At 59.6% G+C, this 18934-nt stretch carries 16 protein-coding genes, 1 tRNA gene and 2 pseudogenes; 14 read left to right on the top strand and 5 right to left on the bottom strand.

Annotated features, from left to right (window positions below; all coding sequences use genetic code 11):
- Positions 1 to 86: 86 nt before the first annotated feature.
- Entirely contained in the window at positions 87 to 413 is a 327-nt protein-coding gene (locus J2J98_RS08945; protein WP_064709171.1) for an HlyU family transcriptional regulator, read from the bottom strand.
- A gap of 37 nt (positions 414 to 450) precedes the next feature.
- Positions 451 to 1701: a threonine ammonia-lyase gene (gene ilvA / locus J2J98_RS08940; RefSeq protein WP_207602886.1), complete on the bottom strand. Its 1251-nt coding sequence runs from the start codon at positions 1699 to 1701 to the stop codon at positions 451 to 453.
- A gap of 214 nt (positions 1702 to 1915) precedes the next feature.
- Here ilvA and J2J98_RS08935 point away from each other — a divergent pair, with 214 nt between their 5' ends.
- Complete coding sequence (locus tag J2J98_RS08935; RefSeq protein ID WP_138396761.1) at positions 1916 to 2290, top strand: VanZ family protein; 375 nt, start codon at positions 1916 to 1918, stop codon at positions 2288 to 2290.
- Between the two features lie 260 nt (positions 2291 to 2550).
- Here J2J98_RS08935 and J2J98_RS08930 read toward each other — a convergent pair.
- Positions 2551 to 2636 (bottom strand) — tRNA-Leu (locus tag J2J98_RS08930).
- Positions 2637 to 3037: 401 nt separating this feature from the next.
- Between J2J98_RS08930 and J2J98_RS08925 the strand changes: the two genes are divergently transcribed.
- The 4 genes from J2J98_RS08925 (at position 3038) to J2J98_RS08910 (ending at position 9875) form a co-directional block, all read left to right on the top strand.
- Positions 3038 to 3814, top strand: a complete 777-nt coding sequence (locus J2J98_RS08925; protein WP_207602885.1) for a competence/damage-inducible protein A — start codon at positions 3038 to 3040, stop codon at positions 3812 to 3814.
- A gap of 92 nt (positions 3815 to 3906) precedes the next feature.
- Complete coding sequence (locus J2J98_RS08920; protein ID WP_138396763.1) at positions 3907 to 4749, top strand: universal stress protein; 843 nt, start codon at positions 3907 to 3909, stop codon at positions 4747 to 4749.
- 197 nt (positions 4750 to 4946) lie between these two features.
- Positions 4947 to 5441, top strand: coding sequence for a xanthine phosphoribosyltransferase (gene gpt, locus J2J98_RS08915; RefSeq protein WP_010025058.1), 495 nt, complete (start codon positions 4947 to 4949; stop codon positions 5439 to 5441).
- Between the two features lie 621 nt (positions 5442 to 6062).
- Positions 6063 to 9875, top strand: coding sequence for a vitamin B12-dependent ribonucleotide reductase (locus tag J2J98_RS08910; RefSeq protein ID WP_207602884.1), 3813 nt, complete (start codon positions 6063 to 6065; stop codon positions 9873 to 9875).
- 605 nt (positions 9876 to 10480) lie between these two features.
- On the opposite strand, the gene J2J98_RS08905 is transcribed toward J2J98_RS08910, so the two are convergent.
- Complete coding sequence (locus tag J2J98_RS08905) at positions 10481 to 11395, bottom strand: LysR family transcriptional regulator (protein ID WP_207602883.1); 915 nt, start codon at positions 11393 to 11395, stop codon at positions 10481 to 10483.
- A 99-nt stretch (positions 11396 to 11494) separates the two neighbouring features.
- Here J2J98_RS08905 and J2J98_RS08900 point away from each other — a divergent pair, with 99 nt between their 5' ends.
- The 5 genes and pseudogenes from J2J98_RS08900 (at position 11495) to J2J98_RS08880 (ending at position 14962) form a co-directional block, all read left to right on the top strand.
- Positions 11495 to 12391: a pirin family protein gene (locus tag J2J98_RS08900; RefSeq protein WP_207602882.1), complete on the top strand. Its 897-nt coding sequence runs from the start codon at positions 11495 to 11497 to the stop codon at positions 12389 to 12391.
- Between the two features lie 6 nt (positions 12392 to 12397).
- Positions 12398 to 13015 (top strand): annotated as a pseudogene (locus J2J98_RS08895) (NADPH-dependent F420 reductase).
- Positions 13016 to 13216: 201 nt separating this feature from the next.
- Positions 13217 to 14116 (top strand): AraC family transcriptional regulator, encoded by a 900-nt coding sequence (locus tag J2J98_RS08890; RefSeq protein WP_207602881.1) that lies wholly within the window; start codon positions 13217 to 13219, stop codon positions 14114 to 14116.
- 164 nt (positions 14117 to 14280) lie between these two features.
- A complete protein-coding gene (locus J2J98_RS08885; protein ID WP_207602880.1) occupies positions 14281 to 14595 on the top strand; it encodes a putative quinol monooxygenase in 315 nt (104 codons plus the stop codon).
- A gap of 103 nt (positions 14596 to 14698) precedes the next feature.
- Positions 14699 to 14962: an Atu4866 domain-containing protein gene (locus J2J98_RS08880; protein WP_207603106.1), complete on the top strand. Its 264-nt coding sequence runs from the start codon at positions 14699 to 14701 to the stop codon at positions 14960 to 14962.
- Positions 14963 to 14989: 27 nt separating this feature from the next.
- On the opposite strand, the gene J2J98_RS08875 is transcribed toward J2J98_RS08880, so the two are convergent.
- The gene (locus J2J98_RS08875) at positions 14990 to 15883 is read right to left on the bottom strand and encodes an AraC family transcriptional regulator (protein ID WP_207602879.1); all 894 of its coding nucleotides are present in this window, start codon (positions 15881 to 15883) and stop codon (positions 14990 to 14992) included.
- A 272-nt stretch (positions 15884 to 16155) separates the two neighbouring features.
- On the opposite strand from J2J98_RS08875, the gene wrbA reads away from it, so the two are divergent.
- The 4 genes and pseudogenes from wrbA to J2J98_RS08855 all read left to right on the top strand — a co-directional run bounded on the left by wrbA (position 16156) and on the right by J2J98_RS08855 (position 18869).
- Complete coding sequence (wrbA, locus tag J2J98_RS08870; RefSeq protein WP_207602878.1) at positions 16156 to 16764, top strand: NAD(P)H:quinone oxidoreductase; 609 nt, start codon at positions 16156 to 16158, stop codon at positions 16762 to 16764.
- A gap of 75 nt (positions 16765 to 16839) precedes the next feature.
- Entirely contained in the window at positions 16840 to 17613 is a 774-nt protein-coding gene (locus J2J98_RS08865; protein WP_207602877.1) for an SDR family NAD(P)-dependent oxidoreductase, read from the top strand.
- Between the two features lie 26 nt (positions 17614 to 17639).
- Positions 17640 to 18101, top strand: coding sequence for an ester cyclase (locus tag J2J98_RS08860; RefSeq protein WP_207602876.1), 462 nt, complete (start codon positions 17640 to 17642; stop codon positions 18099 to 18101).
- A pseudogene (locus tag J2J98_RS08855) lies at positions 18098 to 18869 on the top strand (SDR family oxidoreductase). Before J2J98_RS08860 ends, J2J98_RS08855 begins: the two are co-directional and overlap by 4 nt.
- Positions 18870 to 18934: the final 65 nt, after the last annotated feature.

Raw genomic sequence — 18934 nt, 5'->3', positions numbered from 1 at the left:
GTGCAAGATCAGTGGAGCGGGATCATAGGTTTGAATGCAAGGCGATTCCCGCCGACGTCGGAGGTCGCTCTGACTGGCTTTCAGTTTCAGACCTGACGGGTCTTCTCGCCGTCACCGAAGAGCGACGGCCCATGCTGATCGATGATCTGCTGGGCCTTGCGCACGGTGCACTCAATCGCATCGTCGGAGGATGAGAAGAGATCTGCGCGGATGAAATTGCGCACAAGCACCTCGTCGCCCACCTTCTTTTCGATGCGGCCGGCCAGGCGATATTGGCTGCCTTCCTTACGCGGCTCCGCATAGATCGTGCAATCGCCGTAGAGCTGCGGCTCGCCAGAAGGCCCCGCCGCCTGCGAAGCCGGTTTGGACCCGCCGGAGAACATTGAAAAGAGATTTGAAATGAATGAAGCCATGACGCGTCTCTAGCACGGAGGCCTTGCGATCGCCAAGTCAAATGATCAGGTTGGCAAGGATCTCGTTTTCCGTGATATCCTCGTAACCCATGCCGGAAGCTTCGAAATTTGCAATCAACCGGGCAAAATTCTCAGGCGCCTTGGTTTCGATGCCAATAAGGATCGAGCCGAAGTTGCGCGCCGATTTTTTTAAATATTCGAAGCGGGCGATATCGTCGTCGGGGCCGAGCAGATTGAGGAAATCCCTGAGCGCCCCGGGGCGCTGGGCAAGCCGCAGAATGAAGTATTTCTTCAGCCCTGCGTAACGCATGGCTCTTTCCTTTACGTCAGGCAAGCGCTCGAAATCGAAATTGCCGCCGGAGACGACGGCGACAATGGTCTTGCCGCGGATCGCCTGGCGGTCCATCGCGGCGATCGCCGTCAGCGACAGGGCACCGGCCGGCTCCAGCACGACGCCCTCGACATTCAACATTTCCTGAATAGTGACGCAGATGGCGTTTTCCGGCATCAGGTGCACCTGCTCGGCCGGAAAATCGCGAAGGGCTGCAAAATTCAGATCGCCGATACGGGCCACAGCTGCGCCATCGACGAAATTGTCGACCTTGGCAAGCGTCGTCACCCTGCCGGCCTCAATGCTGCGTCTCAGACTCGGCGCGCCGGCCGGCTCGGCGAAGACGAAAGCCGAGTTCGATACGGTGCCGTCTAGATAACCTGTGATGCCGGCGGCCAGCCCGCCGCCGCCGACCGGCAGAACGACCATGTCGGGCACCGTTCCCTCCGGCAGCTGCTGCATGATCTCGGCGGCAACGGTCGCCTGTCCCTCGATGATATCGGCATGGTCGAAAGGCGGCACCATGACGCCGCCGACCGCCTCGACATGCTCGCGCGCCGCCTGATAGCACTGGTCGAAAAAGTCGCCGAACAGCCGGATGGTGATGAATCCGGCGCCGAACATGCGGGTCTTGTCGATTTTCTGCTGCGGCGTCGTCACCGGCATGAAGACGACGCCCGGCACGCCGAAATGCCGGCAGACATAGGCAAAGCCCTGGGCGTGGTTGCCCGCCGAGGCGCAGACGAAGGTCTTGCCGGCCGCCCCCTGCCCGATTGCCTTTCGAAAGAAATTGAAGGCGCCGCGGATCTTGTAGGAGCGCACCGGCGACAGATCCTCGCGCTTCAGCCAGATGTCGGCGCCGTAGCGGGCCGAGAGATGGTCATTGAGCTGCAGCGGCGTTGCCGGAAAGAGGCTACGCATTGCCTCTTCGGCGCTTTCGACTTCAAGTCTCGTCACGGGCATTGTCCATTCTCATGATTGGTCACCGCCGCTATGGCACAGGCCGGCGGCCAAAGGAAAGGCCGCTCCGGTCATTTCCGGTTCACTGACGGCCGCTCAGCCCTGATGCCACCTCCGCCGTTGGGAAGCCTTTCTTAAGCCAATCGTAAAATCGGCGGCAGATGAACTGATTTTAACTGTCAATAAAATGGCCTGCCACTTATATGGATCGATGATGATCTTAAAACTCGCAAGACCGCTCGCCTGGCTGCTGCTCGCCTTGATCCTCTTTGTCACGGTTTCGCCGATCGGACTCAGACCGGATACGGTCACGACGGTCGACACGGACCGCGGCGGCGCCTATGTTCTGCTTGGCCTCGCCTTCGCGCTCGCCTATCCGAAGCAGTGGAAACTGGTGGCCGTGCTGCTGATCATCGGGGCGGTCGCCATCGAATACCTGCAGTACCTCACTCCGACTCGTCATCCGCGGCTGCATGACGCCGGCTTCAAAGCATTGGGCGCCGCCCTCGGACTGCTCGCCGGCTGGGTGATCAACAAGTGGCGCGAGAGCAAAGCTCCAAACAGCCTGCCGCTGGCAGAACGCTGATTATTGCGGATCAGAAACCCGGCAAATCCATCGCCCAGAAAAACAACGGTATCGCAGCCGCACCGGTTGCAAGAACAAGTGCGACGCTAGTCTTGAGGATCCGGACGCGCCGAACCCTGGTCCCGCTCCAATCGTAAACCATCGTCTTACTCCCACAAGACAACACTTACACTACCGCCGCGGCGCAATCCTTGCACCGAAAACGTCATTGTCAAGCAGTAACGCGCTTTTTGCGCGCAATATACATCAAAACGGGATCATGGTGCGGGCGACGGGGATCGAACCCGTATAGCCTAAGGCCGAGGGATTTTAAGTCCCTTGCGTCTACCAGTTTCGCCACGCCCGCTTGCGGCGTTTTCAATATCTTGCGTCATGGGCGATGGGAAGAGCCGCGGGGCGTAAAAATGATTCCGCTCTGCCGGCAGCGCCACGGGATGAACGAGCAGGCATTTCGGCGAGAAAACGACTTTCGGCAACGCTCGCCTTCATCTGCGAGTGAAATCCTGGCCGGCGGATTTCTACCAGCGCCCACGGCCGAAGGCAGCCTTGCGCGCGAGATTTCAGTGTTTGACGCCCGTAGACGAAAATTCGCCTGCGGTTCCAATTCGGCGAAAGTGACGCATCGGCCCTTTCTGAAGGCGTGATATCGTCCGACAACAGCTTACACTTTCCGGCATCGTGCTCGAGTGTTTGCAAAGCGGCCTAAGGGCGCTACCTATTGACCAGCCTCACATCACGGAACATCCCATGAGCCATGACACCGTCGTCACCGCCGCCATGCTCGCCATCGGCGACGAACTTCTTTCCGGCCGCACCAAGGACAAAAATATCGGCCACCTCGCCGATCTGCTCACCCTGTCCGGCATCGACCTCAAGGAAGTGCGCATCGTCGCTGACGACGAGGAGGCGATCGTCGAGGCGCTGAATGCGCTTCGCGCCCGTTATGATTACGTCTTCACCTCGGGCGGTATCGGGCCGACGCATGACGACATCACCGCCGATGCGATCTCAAAGGCTTTCGACCTGCCCTGCGAATACGACGAAGCGGCGATGATGCTGCTTGCCGATATGTACCGACGCCGCGAGATGGAGTTCACCGAGGCGCGCCAGCGCATGGCACGCATGCCGCGGGGAGCCGTCCACATCCCCAATCCGGTGTCGACGGCGCCTGGCTTCATCATCGGCAATGTCTATGTCATGGCCGGCGTGCCGCAGGTCTTCCAGGCGATGATCGACAACGTGCTCCCGACACTTCGGACAGGCACGCCGGTTCTCTCGCTCGCAATCGCCTGCCCTTATGGCGAAGGTGATATCGGCACGCCTCTTGCCGCGATCCAGAAAGCGCATCCGGACACCAGCATCGGTTCCTACCCGCGTTATATCGGCCAGAAATTCTCGACCGAGATTGTCGTGCGCGGCCGCGCGCAGGCGACGATCGATGCTGCCGGCGCCGAGGTGCATGCGATGATCGACGCCATCCGCCGAAAGAAGGACATTACGGAAAACCATTCCGCCGAGGCTTAAGGGGCCGATCTTGATCCCCGTCAAGGAACGGGAGAACGGTCCGGTGCATTCCCTTCCCTCGCGCACGCCATTTCAGCGCAAGGAGAATTGATATGTCTTACAAAACCATTCTCGCCATTCTCGATACAGCAGACAATAGCGCCGCCGTTGCCGATTTCGCCTTTGCCATTGCCGCAGAATGCGGTGCTCACGTGATCGGCCTGCATGCCGAAATCATATCGGCCGTGCCGCTGGTGGCGCCGATGGAAATTCCCGATCCGGTCGCCGTGCAGGCGCTGCAGGATATGGCGCACGGCGAAACCGTCGCCATCGAGCGCATTTTTCAGGCGAAAGCGCAGGCGACCGGCGCCTCCTCGGAATGGCGCAGCTTTGCCACCTCCACCGGCTATGGCTCCGCACCGCTGATCGAAAGCGCCCGCAGCGCCGATCTTTTGATCGCATCGCAGGCCGACCCGGCCAAACCGTCCGACAGCCATGTCGACGTCGACAACTTCCTCTTCGAAACCGGGCGGCCGGTGCTGATGATCCCTTATGTCATCCGCCAGCCGAAGCCGATCAAGCGCGTGCTGATCGCTTGGAACGGCTCGAAGGAGGCGGCGCGCGCGACCTTCGATGCGCTGCCGATCCTGAAGGCGGCCGAGGAGGTGGAGATCTTTTCGGTCGACCCGGCCGAGACGGCCTTGCAGTCGCCGCTCACATCAGGCGCCGAGATCGCCGCCACACTTGCCCGCCATGGTGTGGAGACGACTCTTGCGACCGGCCACAGCGTGGACAGGAACGCCTCGCATGTCATCGAAAACCGGCTTTCGGACAGCAGCATCGATCTTCTTGTAATGGGTGCTTACACCCATTCCTGGCTCTGGCAGACGATCTTCGGTGGCACGACGAAGAGCCTGCTGCAATCGATGACGGCACTGACCCTATTGTCGCGGTGAGCGGCTGCTCTTGCGTTTTACCGGCAAATTCCGCTAATTGCAGCGACCGATGCAGGCTTCGAGCGCCGGCCACGCTCGCGCAGCAGCAACTCGCGATCTCGCGCAGTTCCGGCTGCGCGATTTGCATTTTGCCGCTCCAAGCCGTCCGGTCGCCGGTAAACGGCGTGTCGTCTCTATCAATGCCGTGGAGCAGCCCGATGTCCCTTCCCGATAAAGCATTTCCCGTTTCCTGGGATCAGTTCCACCGCGATGCGCGCGCCCTTGCCTGGCGGCTTGCCGGCCTCGATCAGACCTTCAAGGCGATCGTCTGCATCACCCGCGGCGGCCTGGTGCCGGCCGCGATCATCTCCCGTGAACTGAACATCCGGCTGATCGAGACCGTGTGCATCGCCTCCTATCATGACTATGTGAACCAAGGCGACATGGTGCTGCTCAAGGGAATTGCGCCAGAGCTTGCCGAAAACGGCGGCGAAGGTGTGCTGGTCGTCGACGATCTGACGGATACCGGCAAGACCGCCGCTCAGGTGCGCACGATGCTGCCGAAGGCGCATTTTGCCTGCGTCTACGCGAAACCAAAGGGCGTGCCGACCGTTGACACCTTCATCACCGAGGTGAGCCAGGATACCTGGATCTACTTCCCTTGGGACATGGGCTTCACCTACCAGGAACCGATCGCCAAGGGCGCGCGCTGATCGCCGCTACCGGAGTGCGCCGCTCTTCTGCGCACTTTGAGCGCGCTCGTTTCCTCAGCGAATCGGCATGCGCATTTGCGCCCGAAATGCCATCACAAGATTTGCCGCAGGATAGTTTTTTGCCGCTGCGGCATTTTCCTTAGCCGGGAGCGCTCGCAAGTCATTGTATTTTCAGCGTTCCCCGGCTTTCCCCAATCTCCACAGGCACATCCACAAGATGTTGTGGTTACCATTCAATTAAAAACCAGCCCTTGACGGAATCAACGGTTTCCAACTTTACTGTTCCTGATGTTGCGGCGGCGACAGGACCGGAGGTCGAGAGCCCGGTTCCCTTTGAAAAACAAGACGCAGAATCAGGCTGTGGTGCCGGAACCGGCCCAGGCCCGAGGGGATTTCTGCGCGGTTTTCTGCCTCCAAAAAAAGTGACATCGGGGCTGGCGATAATAAGCTGTTAATACTATATTTAGTGTTTGCAGCCACCATCACCACAAGATACAGGAAGGACATCTCCGGATGACACCCCTGTCACGATACGGAAACGAGACTGGCTGCACGAGGACAATGTGCCGCCGGATAGGAAATTTGCGCCCTGGGGACGGGCGCCAACGCGAGGTCAAGACTATGCGCATCGAACGTCGTTTCACGAAGGCCGGCCAAGGCGCCTATGCGGATATCGAATTCCGCAAGGCGACGAGCGAGATCAAGAACCCTGATGGGTCGATTGTTTTTCGCCTGGAGAATATCGATGTTCCCGCGCAGTTCTCGCAGGTCGCGACCGACGTTCTGGCACAGAAATATTTCCGCAAGGCCGGAGTTCCCACCCGTCTGAAGAAGGTCGAGGAAAACGACGTTCCCTCCTTCCTGTGGCGTTCCATTCCCGACGAGGCCGCGCTGAAGACCCTTCCCAAGGAGGAGCAGACCGGTTCTGAAGTCGATGCGCGCCAGGTCTTCGACCGTCTCGCCGGCACCTGGACCTATTGGGGCTGGAAGGGCGGCTATTTCTCTTCGGAAGAAGATGCGGCCGCCTTCAAGGACGAGCTTGCCTATATGCTCGCCACCCAGCGCGTCGCCCCGAACTCGCCGCAGTGGTTCAACACCGGCCTGCACTGGGCCTATGGCATCGACGGCCCCGGCCAGGGCCATTTCTACGTCGATCCCTTCACCGGGAAACTGACCAAGTCGAAGTCGGCCTACGAACATCCGCAGCCGCATGCCTGCTTCATCCAGTCGGTCGAGGACGATCTCGTCAACGAAGGCGGCATCATGGACCTCTGGGTGCGTGAAGCCCGTCTCTTCAAATACGGCTCCGGCACCGGCTCCAACTTCTCCATGCTGCGCGGCGAAGGCGAGAAGCTTTCCGGCGGCGGCCGCTCCTCCGGCCTGATGAGCTTCCTGAAGATCGGCGACCGCGCCGCCGGCGCAATCAAGTCGGGCGGCACGACGCGCCGCGCCGCCAAGATGGTGGTCGTCGACATCGATCATCCCGATATCGAGGAATACATCAACTGGAAGGTCAAGGAAGAGCAGAAGGTTGCAGCTCTCGTCACCGGCTCCAAGATCGTCGCCAAGCATCTGAAGGCGATCATGAAGGCCTGCTTCAATTGCGAAGGCGACAACGGTGATTGCTTCGATCCGGCCAAGAACCCTGCCCTGAAGCGCGAGATCCGCGCCGCCAAGAAGGACCAGGTTCCGGAGAACTATGTCCAGCGCGTCATCCAGTTCGCCCGCCAGGGCTACAAGGATCTCCAATTCAAGACCTACGACACGGATTGGGATTCGGAAGCCTACCTCACGGTATCGGGCCAGAATTCCAACAACTCCGTCTCGATCAAGGACGACTTCCTGCGCGCCGTCGAGAATGACGGAGAATGGAATCTGACCGCCCGCAAGGACGGCAAGGTCATGAAGACGCTGAAGGCGCGCGACCTCTGGGAAACGATCTCCTATGCCGCCTGGGCTTCGGCCGATCCGGGCATCCACTTCAACACGACGATGAACGACTGGCACACTTCGCCGGCCGGCGGCCCAATCCGCGGCTCGAACCCGTGCTCGGAATATATGTTCCTCGATGACACTGCCTGCAACCTCGCCTCGCTGAACCTGCTGCAGTTCAAGGACAAGGCCACCAAGCGCATCAATATCGGCGACTACGAACATGCGGTTCGCCTGTGGACCGTCGTGCTCGAAATCTCGGTCATGATGGCGCAGTTCCCGTCGAAGCGCATTGCCGAGCTCTCCTACGAATACCGCACGCTCGGCCTCGGCTACGCCAATATTGGCGGTCTCCTGATGTCGTCGGGCATTCCCTACGACTCCGCGGAAGCCCGCGCCATCGCCGGTTCGCTGACGGCGATCATGACCGGCATCTGCTATGCGACCTCGGCTGAAATGGCTGGCGAGCTCGGCCCGTTCCCGAACTTCGCGCCGAACGGCGAGAGCATGCTGCGGGTCATCCGCAACCATCGCCGCGCCGCCTATGGCGAAACCTCCGGCTATGAGGCGCTGTCGATCGATCCGGTCGCGCTGATCCATTCGGAAAACCCGGACCAGGATCTCGCCGCCCATGCCAAATCGGCCTGGGACAAGGCTCTCGAGCTCGGCGAAAGGCATGGCTACCGCAATGCGCAGGTCTCTGTCATCGCGCCCACAGGCACGATCGGCCTTGTCATGGATTGCGACACGACAGGCATCGAGCCCGACTTCGCCCTGGTCAAGTTCAAGAAGCTCGCCGGCGGCGGCTATTTCAAGATCATCAACCGCGCCGTGCCGGAAGCGCTGCGCACGCTCGGCTATTCCGAAAGCCAGATCGCCGAGATCGAAGCCTACGCTGTCGGTCACGGCAACCTGAACCAGGCGCCGGCAATCAATCCGTCGACGCTGAAGGCCAAGGGCTTCACCGATGAGAAGGTAGAGGCCGTCAACGCCGCTCTGAAGAGCGCCTTCGACATCAAGTTCGTCTTCAACCAGTGGACGCTCGGCGCCGACTTCCTGAAGGGCGTGCTGAAGGTTTCGGACGAACAGCTCGCCGATATGAGCTTCAGCCTGCTCGACCATATCGGCTTCTCGAAGAAGGACATCGAAGCCGCCAATATCCATGTCTGCGGTGCGATGACGCTGGAAGGCGCCCCCTTCCTGAAGGCCGAGCATCTGCCGGTCTTCGATTGCGCCAATCCCTGCGGCAAGATCGGCAAGCGCTACCTCTCGGTGGAAAGCCATATCCGCATGATGGCGGCTGCCCAGCCCTTCATCTCCGGCGCGATCTCCAAGACGATCAACATGCCGAACGAGGCGACCGTTGAGGATTGCAAGAACGCCTACATGCTGTCCTGGAAGCTCGGCCTGAAGGCCAACGCACTCTACCGTGATGGCTCGAAGCTGTCGCAGCCGCTCAATGCATCGCTGATCGAGGACGAAAACGACGAGGATGCGCTGGAGGAGCTGTTGCAGGCGCCGATCGCCGCCCAGGCCGTTACCGTCACCGAAAAGATCATCGAACGGGTGATCGAGCGTGTTTCGCGCGAACGGGAGAAGCTGCCGAACCGCCGCCAGGGCTATACCCAGAAGGCCACCGTCGGCGGGCACAAGGTCTATCTCAGAACCGGCGAATTCGGCGACGGCCGCCTCGGCGAGATCTTCATCGACATGCACAAGGAAGGTGCCGCCTTCCGTGCGATGATGAACAATTTCGCCATCGCCATCTCGCTCGGCCTGCAATATGGCGTGCCGCTCGAGGAATATGTCGAGGCCTTCACCTTCACCAAGTTCGAGCCGGCCGGCATGGTCATAGGCAATGACGCGATCAAGAACGCCACGTCGATCCTCGACTACGTCTTCCGCGAGCTGGCCGTCTCCTATCTCGGCCGCCACGACCTCGCGCATGTCGATACATCAGACTTCTCGAACACCGCGCTCGGCAAGGGCATCCAGGAAGGCAAGACCAACCTGCTCTCCACCGGCTGGACCCGCGGCTACAAGCCGACCTTGGTACCCGGCACCGGCGGCGAACGCCAGGTCGGCGAACCCAAGGGAGCTGCCACCGCAGCCCCTGCCCGCGCCGCTTCCACCGGTACGGTAACCGCCTTTGCCGGCAGCGCCGCCCGCAAGCTGGAGCCGACGGCCGCCGTCTCCGCCTCCGAAATCGTCGCCTTCAAGCGCGATTATGAGGAGCGCGCCAAGGAATTGGCGGAGGAGATCGCCGAAGAGGTGCTCGAGGAAATCGCTAGCGACGCGACCGCCCTCTTCTCCGACAAGGCCGCAGCGGACGCTGCAACGGCCAAGACGGAAGCCAAGAAGATGGAAGCCGAACGCCGCCAGCGCTCGATCATGCAGGGTTACACCGGCAACATGTGCTCGGAGTGCCAGAACTTCACGATGGTGCGGAACGGCACCTGCGAGAAGTGCGACACGTGTGGTGCGACGAGCGGGTGCAGCTGAGCAGGCTTGCGGTCCTTCAGTGTGCGGTGCGGCGCCACTAGGTTTGTCACTGCGCCACTGAAATGTCATTAAATCAGCGATCTAGAACGCTGAATGAGAATTTTCCCGGCGGTTTCGGCGGCCGGGAGAAGCCAGAAAAGGATCTCGCCCTCCCCACCGTTCCTGACGGATACTGATCGACATGTGCCGCGTCACATTGGTCACATTAGGACGGGCTAATCAACATATCTTTCTCCAGGCGCCCCGGTGCCTGGAAATGGCAAGCGGAACAAAACAAGATCGACTGGGTCATCTTTTCCTTCAAAAGGCTCGAAGATGGAAGCGGACACAGTACCTCCTGAACAAGAGAGTTCCTCCGACTGGCGGTGCAATCAGTCCACCTGCCCGGACTTCGTCGTCAGCTTCAGGGGCTACGCGCAAGGGGTTCACGATGTGCTTCTCGGTCCCCAATCAATTGCCTGGTGTTCGCCGCATCGATCAGTTTGGAGATGACCGGGTGACTGGGCTAATTCCCGACTCACCGTCCGCAGACATTCGAGTTCATCTAATAGCAATCGCCTCCTGGCGATCGAGCGGGTAGGTTGATGTTACACAGCCCCTGAGAGTCAGCCTATTGCGATTGGGTCCTCAACATCCTGGCTTTGGAAGTGATCGATCAGAAAGCGGCCAGCTGGACCAGGGGGCGTATCAGTTCGATAGACCGCCTGAAGCCTGTAGGGGCCACCCTTGCAGTCCGGAAGATCGAGCTGCACGAGCCTCCCGGCCTCGATGTCGTCGCGCACCATCGGTTCGGGCATATTGCCCCAACCGATGCCTTCCTTGAGCAGCATGTGCTTGGCGCCCAGGTCGGCGAGCCGCCAAGTATGATTGCCAACTACTGCAAACTCGTGCCCCTGTGTGAGAGGTGATCTGTCCGTCAGCACAAGCTGGATGTGTCCGCGCGCCGCCCCAGGTGGATGCGAGCCCCCGGCCAGCGGATGCTCTGGCGACGCGACAGGTATGAGCTTCACGAATCCTACGCCGATGCGCTCGAGACCAACTATTTCGACATCGAGCGGCCCGCTAACACCGATCGCCGCGGTGCGGTTTAAAACAAGTTGGGTCACTGCGCCCAAGGCTTCGACATACAGTCGCAGCGACACGCTGGGAAACTCCCTTCGAAACGCCTTCAGCGCATCCATTACGCGCGCAGCCGGCAGCATGACGTCGAGTGCCAGGTGAACCTCCGGCTCCACGCCCCGGAGCATGCTCTTTACCTTGGCGCGGAGATTGTCGATGCCATGCGCAACGCTCTTAGCCTCAGCAAGGACCGTTCTGCCCTCCAAAGTCAGTTGAGGTTTCTTTGTCGACAATCGATCAAAGAGCGTAACCCCCAATTGCGCTTCCAGATTGGCGATCGTGTAGCTGATCACCGATGTTGCTCGGTTCAATTTGCGGGATGCGGCCGCGAAACTCCCCGTTTCGACAACAGTAATGAAGACTTTTAGCTGATCTAGCGTCGGCTGGCCTGGGTCTGACATTTCGAATTCCTCGATCGTTCCAGCCGAAATTATCTGAGTTTTCCGAAACGTCTAGGGGCCTTACCTTCAGCTCATCGAATTCAACCGCCGGAGCGGACAATGTCTTACTTGTCGAACGCTGACATTGAGCAGGTCATCCTGCCCTCGACCCGAGACCTCGGCGGCTTTTCCGTTCGCCGGGCACTGCCGGCGGCAATGCGTCAAATGGTCGGGCCGTTCATATTCCTTGACAGCTTCGGTCCGGTACGCTTCGGCGCTGGCGACGGTATCGATACCCGCCCTCACCCGCATATCGGTCTGTCGACCCTCACCTATCTTCTCGAAGGTGAACTTCTGCATCGTGACAGCGAGAGCTACGTGCAGTCGATCAGCCCTGGCGAGGTCAATCTGATGGTCGCCGGCTCCGGCATTGTCCACTCCGAGCGCACGCCGGAGCACATCCGCAAGTACGGTGGCGAGCTCACGGGTCTGCAGAGCTGGATCGCCCTTCCGAAACAGGTCGAGGACACAGCACCCCTCTTTCAGCACCTTGGCGCCGGCGAACTGCCGACGGTCAACGGCGAGGGCATCAACATGAAGCTTCTCGCGGGCACCCTGCACGGCCGGCGCTCACCTGCCACGACCTTTTCAGATCTCTTTTCAGCAGAGATTCAACTCGAGGCTGGGGCTCGCTACAGGATTGACGGCGAGCACACTGAGCGCGCGATCTTCGTCGTCAACGGCGCCATCGAGATCGTTGGCCAGGACGGCACCTACGGCCCGGATCGCCTCATCGTGTTCAAGCCCGACGCCGAGATCGTGGTGAAGGCAACAGAGCCAACCCGGTTTCTTGCGTTCGGAGGAGAGCCTCTTCCGGAGAAGCGGTTCATCCGCTGGAATTTCGTGGCCACGGATCAAGACCGCATTCGCCATGCGGGCAAGCTGTGGCGCCAACGGCAATTTCCCGGCGTACCGGGCGACGACGAGTTCATTCCCCTCCCCGACAACTTCAACTGAAACCCCATCAGATCAAGGAGAACTACAATGACTACTTATGCAATCATCGGCTCAGGGGCGATCGGCTCCGCACTTGCCGAACGTTTCCATGCTGCGGGCATCGAAGCTGTTATCGCCAACACGCGCGGTCCTGCTTCGCTTCAGTCGGTTACCGAAGAGTTCGGAAGCACGGTGAAGGCGGTGGAACTCGATCAGGCTCTGCAGTCCGACGTCCTCATCCTGGCTGTGCCCTATGACGCCGTTCCCGATGTCGCCAAGAGGAAGGAAGCCTGGGATGGCCGCACCGTCGTCGACGCCACGAATGCGATTGACTTCCCTGCTTTCAAACCGCGTGATCTCGGCGGCCGGCTCTCTTCGGAAATCGTTGCAGACCTCTTTCCGGGTGCACGGCTTGTCAAAGCCTTTAACACCCTGCCAGCAGCCGTGTTGGCCGCTAACCCTCAAGCAGAGGGTGGCAAGAGGGTTTTATTTCTTTCAGGCAATAACCCTGATGCAAACCAGATCGTCTAGCACCTTGCTGCTTTGCTTGGTTTCGCTCCGACCGACCTTGGAACCCTGGCTGCGTCTGGCCCAGTCCAGCAGTTCGGTCGCCCCCTCGTCGCCCTCAATCTTTTGAAGGCTTGATCGGCACAGATAGTAGTCTGCATATTGATCACGCTTTTTTCAGTTCTGGCGCATGAAGGGACGAAGGAGAGCTGGCAAACTTTCAGCTTGCACCACGTCGCGATGGCGCCACGACTCCTGGCAATTGGAGTAAGAGTTCAGTCGATAGCCGCCCCCTTGGCGGCTATCGTCATGCGCTAAAGAAATTTTAAGGACCAAAAAATGATCGAACGTCTCGCGCGCATCCTCAACGAAAATTCCCGGCACGATGGTGTCACAGAGACTGAGGTGCCTCGGCTTCACATCCTGCGTTCGGTGACGCCGACGGAGGCTATACCGATCCTTCACAAGCCGGCGGTCTGTTTCGTCGCGCAGGGCCGAAAGCAGACAACGCTTGCCGATCATTCCTACCTGTACGAGCCGTCAAAGTTTCTGATCGTCAGCGTCGATCTGCCGATCTCAGGGCAGATACTGGATGCATCGCCTGACAAGCCTTACCTTTGTCTGAGGCTCGATCTGGAGCCGGCCGCAATCGCTGACGTCATCAGTGCCGCGGTGCCTGGCGGCCTGCGCAACGAAGAGCCACAGCGTGGGATCGCAGTCAGCGACGTACCCACGCAACTGCTTGACGCGGTCGTCAGGTTTGCCGAGTTGCTGGAAAGCGGACGTGAGAGCGATCGTGCCGTCCTCGCTCCCCTTGCAGAGCGCGAAATTCTGTACAGGCTTCTGTTGGGTGAACAAGGGGATCGGCTTCGGCAGATCGCCATGGCGGAAAGCAAACTCAGCCAGATCAACAAAGCTATTTCTATCATCAAGAAAAACTTCGACAAGGCTCTAAAGATCGAAGAGATAGCGGCTCAAGTGAATATGAGCGTATCGTCGTTCCACCAGCACTTCAAAACAGTCACCGCGATGAGCCCTCTCCAATATCAGAAGCAAATCCGGCTTCAGGAGGCGCGCTGGCTCATGATCGCCCAGGCATTGGATGCGGCGACCGCTGGATTCAATGTGGGATACGAAAGCCCCTCGCAATTCTCGCGCGAATATGCGCGAATGTTCGGCTTGCCGCCTAAGAAGGACATAGAGAAGATGAAGTCGATGCCAGCGACAACCTGGCAGTAGGCTCAGATTGCTTCAGGAGCCGGCGGTTTGCCTTGCGATCTCACCTTCGTAGGAATGGGCAATACCGCCGGACCTCCTTGATACCTCAACCGTCGCGCTTTGAGCCATCCTCATGGCATGGACAGCTTGGAAACGCTGATCCGCCAAGGAAGAGGAGTTCAACGATGACAAAGCTTACGAATATTGCGTTCATTCGGGCTCAAGCTGGTAAGGGCGATCTGCTCGGCGCTTGGCTGAACAAGCTCGCCACGCCCAGCCGAAACGAACCCGGCTGCATTAACTATGACGTTCACCGCTCGATCGACGATCCGGACATGTGGTTCGTTTATGAGAACTGGCGCAGCAAGGCTGATCTCGATGCACATTTCGAGATGCCGCACATGAAGGAATTCGTTGCGGCCATTCCTTCGCTTGTCGATGGGCCGCTTGATTTGCGCCACCTCACGATGACGACGGAGCCTGCTCATGCAGCGCCTTGAACGACAGGCATTACTGGCATCCTCAATCATCGGAGGTGCCATTATTCTTTTGGCAGTCGGACCGGCCCTTTCCACAGCCTTACGAAATGAAACGGAGAACACCATGACCCAGCAGCCCCACCCTTACGTCGGTATGTGGGTAACCGAGGACGGCTACATCCGCCACGAATTGCTTCCAAACGGCCGATACGACGAGGCTCGCGGAAAACGGAAGAGTGCCTATCAGGGGAGTTACGTCGTGACCGGCAACCATATCGACTATGTCGACGACACCGGCTTCACGGCAGCTGGCGACTTTGTGGATGACGTTCTCTATCATGCCGGAATGGTGCTTCGACGGAACGTTGAGTTCAGCCAAATGGCTTGAACGGCGGCGCCTTTGCGCCGCCTTTTCTTATTCCTCCAGCTCAGCGGGGAAAAGTTGGCGCAGGCGAGCTGCATCCTCCGCCGGGCTCGCGTGGAAGGTGGCCTCGTACTCGGCCTGGAACGTTCTGGCGTTTGCGAAGCCGGTAGATGCAGCAGCCGCTAGAAGGGGAGCACCAAGCGAAAGGAGGCGTCTTGCTTCCTGTAGTCGAAGATGTTTCTGGTAACCTGCGGGCTCATGGCCCGTCAGCGCGACAAAATTCGTCTTGAGGCTCCGCTCGGTCATCTGCAAACGCTCGGAAACGGTACTCAACGCCTCTGCCTCGCGCCAGTGAACGCGAAGATAGTGCGCCGCCCAGGCTGTTCTGGCTGTCGCGGTATCGGGCACGGCCAACTGCCCGAGAGCTGGCGAGCTATTGGTCGCCATGTGATAGAGGATTTCCAACTCTGCCAGCGGCCCGAGCACCTTCATCTCCTCTGGATTATCGAGAAGCCTCAGAAGCCGGTGAATTGTATTTTCCAGCCTTTGAGAGGGTCGGAAGGTGGTCAGGCCGCTTGCGGCGTGATTTCGGCGTGCTTTGCGCGGAGTGAGGGAATGGAAGCCACGCAGAAGGTCAAGATCCAGTTCGATCCGGACGCCCAGGAAAGGAGCATTCCTGCTAGCCTCTATCACCTGTCCTGTAACCGGAAGCGGCGACGCGACGGCGAGAGCCGCGCCCGCGCCATAGATCAGGCGATAGCAACCACTTTCGACCAGCTTACGGCCCTGCGCCACGAAGCAAATGCTCGGCTCGTAGACCGTGTATATCGGGCCGGTCGGTTGGGACGACCGGAGAAGAAATACACGCTCCATAGACGTCGAAAAGCTGCCGTCTACGCCCGTGCTCGCTTCTATTGACTCGGCGATCTCTTTGAGGATTGTCATTTTCAAACGCCCTGCCGTTCCAACGGCTCATGGAGCCATCGTTGATGTGCACGGATGGCCAAATTCCCGAGGATTTTGCCTCCCGGCCATGATCGGGCGGTATATCGCCAGTCCTGCATCCTTGCCTGATTCTACGCAAGTTTCAGGCGTCACCGCTTCGCCAGATATTCGATTTTATTGAACATAACAGATCATTTTATTCGGCTATTCCGAAATGATCGGACGCGGCATCTTGGCTCCATCGAAATCTACCACCCGACGGAGCAAAGCACATGACCAAGGTTCTCGTCCTCTACTACTCCTCCTATGGCCACATCGAAACGATGGCAGGGTCGATCGCGGAAGGCGCTCGAAGCGCCGGCGCTGAGGTTACGATCAAGCGCGTCCCGGAAACCGTACCGCTCGAGCTCGCCGATAAGGCCCACTTCAAGCTTAACCAGGAAGCGCCGATTGCGACAGCGGCGGAACTGGCGGATTACGACGCGATCATCGTCGGTACCGGCACCCGCTTCGGGCGGATGTCGTCGCAGATGGCCGCCTTCCTCGACCAGGCCGGTGGCCTGTGGGCCCGCGGAGCTCTCAACGGCAAGGTGGGCGCAGCGTTCGCGTCGACCGGCACCCAGCATGGCGGCCAGGAAACAACCCTGTTTTCGATCATCACCAACCTCATGCACTTCGGCATTATCATCGTCGGCCTGCCCTATAGCCATCAGGGCCAGATGAGCGTGGATGAAATCGTCGGCGGCGCTCCCTATGGTGCAACGACGGTGGCAGGAGGAGACGGATCGCGCCAGCCTACGGAGATCGACCTCGCCGGCCCCTTTCACCAAGGCGAAATTGTTGCCCGCACCGCCGCAGCGCTTGCCGCGGCCCGCGGTTAATCCCGTCCAAACCCTTCTACAACAACTAACATCCAACCAGACCAGCCGATTGCGATCGGCCGGCAAGGAGGAGTCATGCCCCCGCTATTCTCAAACAAGGTCGTCGCAGTCACGGGCGCAGGTTCCGGGATTGGTCGGGCGATTTCTCTCGGGCTCGTCCGTGAGGGAGCAACAGTCCATCTCGCCGATCGAGATGCGGAAGGTCTCGCGGAGACCGCGGACCTCATTCGCTCTGAAGAAGGGCGAGCGTTTACAATTCAGCTCGACGTCTCGAGCGAGCTTCAGATCGAGGATTGGATCGAGCAGATCGGCTCTATGTCCGGCCGCCTTGACGCGGCTTTCAACAATGCCGGCATAACAGGGCCTGCGAAGCGGATCGAAGACTATCCGCTTGAAGATTTCCAGCGGGTGATAGCCGTCAACCTCCAGAGCGTGTTTCTCGGGATGAAGTACCAGATCCCACTTATCAAGCGCAGTGGTGGCGGTTCGATCGTGAACACCGCCTCCGTCGCCGCTTTGACTGGACCTGGAGGCATGAGCGCCTACGCCGCCTCCAAACACGGCGTCCAAGGCCTCACCCGCGTCGTGGCGATGGAAAATGCAGCCCATCGCATCCGGGTCAACGCGATCGCCCCCGGCTGGACGGAAACACCGATGGTCGTGGCGAACAGTGAGCAGAACCCCGGTTTTGCGGCGCTTGTACAAACTGCCATTCCCGCCAAACGCGGCGGCAAGCCGGAAGAAATCGCGGCAGCCGCAATATGGCTCGCGTCCGACGCCGCCTCCTATGTCACCGGACACATGCTGACCGTCGACGGCGGCATGACGATCGGTGGATTCGAACTCTGACGCCAAAACCTCGAAAGGATCATCTCATGTCAGATCAGAACGAAGCATATAAAGCAGTCGTCCGCCGCAACACACTCGAAGTGCAGTCCGGCGGCAATTTCGAGCTGTTCGACGAACTGTTCGCCGACGACTTCCTGGACCACACGCCGCAACCAGGCGGGACGCCGGATAAAGAAGGCGCGCGCCGCCTTTATCATGCCCTGCGCGAGGCCTTTCCGGACTTCCGTGCCGATATTCACTGGCAGGCGGTCGACGGCGATATCGTCACGACCTTCAAGACCTATCATGGCACCCACCAGGGCGTGGTTCTCGGGATCGAGCCTACGGGCCGCAAGATCAAGTTCGAAACCGTCGATGCCATGCGCATCCGCAACGGTCAGATCGTGGAACACTGGGGTGTCGCCAACCTCTACTATCTTCTGCAGCAACTCGACGCCCTGCCTCCTTCGGCGCCGAAAATCCCTGAAGTCCAAGGACAACCGTCATGACCAACAGTAATATCCTCGATGGCAAAGTCGTCATCGTAACAGGGGCATCGAGCGGCATTGGCCGTGCGATCGCCATCCGGGCCGCCGAACATGGTGCCAAGGCCATCATCGCCTCTGATGTCGTAGAAGCGCCGCGAGAAGGCGGTGAGCCAACCGTTTCGGAGATTCGTAAGCTCGGAGTGCAAGCTATTTTCGTAAAAGCTGATGTCAGTCGCAAGGCCGATAATGATGCGCTGGTCGCTACGACCGAACAGTTCGGTGGCGTCGACGTGATGGTCGCCAACGCTGGCATCACCTTGAAGACCGACGGCCCAGAGGTTCCTGAAGAGGACTATCGCCGTCTCATGTCGGTCAATCTGGACGGATCGCTGTTTGGGGCGCAGGCCGCGGCAAGGCAGATGAAGGCTTTCGACAAACTGGGTAGCATCGTCCTGATGGCGAGCATGGGTGGCATCTCTGGTGCCGGCATCACCGTCGCCTATTCGACCAGCAAGGGCGGTGTGGTGGTGATGGCGAAATCGCTCGCCGACGCGCTCGGCCCTGCCGGCATCCGTGTGAATGCGGTCGCGCCCGGCACGATCGACACGGAGCTCCTTCGCACGAGCCCTGGTATTGCCCAGGCGTCTGAGGGGTTCCGGCAGCGAACGCCTCTGCGTCGTCTTGGCAAGCCTTCGGAAGTCGGTGATGCCGTGGCATTTCTGGGTTCGGATCTCTCCAGTATCCGGAACAGCGCTCCTTGTAGACGGAGGCCTTCTCTCCGTGATCTAAATTCCACGGACCTCCAGTCGGACCCGCGTCTCACAGGCGCGGGTTTTTCTTTGTCCTGACCATTC

Source organism: Rhizobium bangladeshense (genome assembly GCF_017357245.1).
Lineage (GTDB): Bacteria > Pseudomonadota > Alphaproteobacteria > Rhizobiales > Rhizobiaceae > Rhizobium > Rhizobium bangladeshense.
This window is presented reverse-complemented; position numbering and strand designations above follow the sequence as displayed.

Bases quoted from the DNA above. Each gene is read 5' to 3' on its own strand.
- J2J98_RS08945 (WP_064709171.1), bottom strand. From the start codon at position 413: ATGGCTTCATTCATTTCAAATCTCTTTTCAATGTTCTCCGGCGGGTCC.
- J2J98_RS08935 (WP_138396761.1), top strand. From the start codon at position 1,916: ATGATGATCTTAAAACTCGCAAGACCGCTCGCCTGGCTGCTGCTCGCC.
- J2J98_RS08925 (WP_207602885.1), top strand. From the start codon at position 3,038: ATGAGCCATGACACCGTCGTCACCGCCGCCATGCTCGCCATCGGCGAC.
- J2J98_RS08920 (WP_138396763.1), top strand. From the start codon at position 3,907: ATGTCTTACAAAACCATTCTCGCCATTCTCGATACAGCAGACAATAGC.
- gpt (WP_010025058.1), top strand. From the start codon at position 4,947: ATGTCCCTTCCCGATAAAGCATTTCCCGTTTCCTGGGATCAGTTCCAC.
- J2J98_RS08910 (WP_207602884.1), top strand. From the start codon at position 6,063: ATGCGCATCGAACGTCGTTTCACGAAGGCCGGCCAAGGCGCCTATGCG.
- J2J98_RS08905 (WP_207602883.1), bottom strand. From the start codon at position 11,395: ATGTCAGACCCAGGCCAGCCGACGCTAGATCAGCTAAAAGTCTTCATT.
- J2J98_RS08900 (WP_207602882.1), top strand. From the start codon at position 11,495: ATGTCTTACTTGTCGAACGCTGACATTGAGCAGGTCATCCTGCCCTCG.
- J2J98_RS08890 (WP_207602881.1), top strand. From the start codon at position 13,217: ATGATCGAACGTCTCGCGCGCATCCTCAACGAAAATTCCCGGCACGAT.
- J2J98_RS08885 (WP_207602880.1), top strand. From the start codon at position 14,281: ATGACAAAGCTTACGAATATTGCGTTCATTCGGGCTCAAGCTGGTAAG.
- J2J98_RS08880 (WP_207603106.1), top strand. From the start codon at position 14,699: ATGACCCAGCAGCCCCACCCTTACGTCGGTATGTGGGTAACCGAGGAC.
- J2J98_RS08875 (WP_207602879.1), bottom strand. From the start codon at position 15,883: ATGACAATCCTCAAAGAGATCGCCGAGTCAATAGAAGCGAGCACGGGC.
- wrbA (WP_207602878.1), top strand. From the start codon at position 16,156: ATGACCAAGGTTCTCGTCCTCTACTACTCCTCCTATGGCCACATCGAA.
- J2J98_RS08865 (WP_207602877.1), top strand. From the start codon at position 16,840: ATGCCCCCGCTATTCTCAAACAAGGTCGTCGCAGTCACGGGCGCAGGT.
- J2J98_RS08860 (WP_207602876.1), top strand. From the start codon at position 17,640: ATGTCAGATCAGAACGAAGCATATAAAGCAGTCGTCCGCCGCAACACA.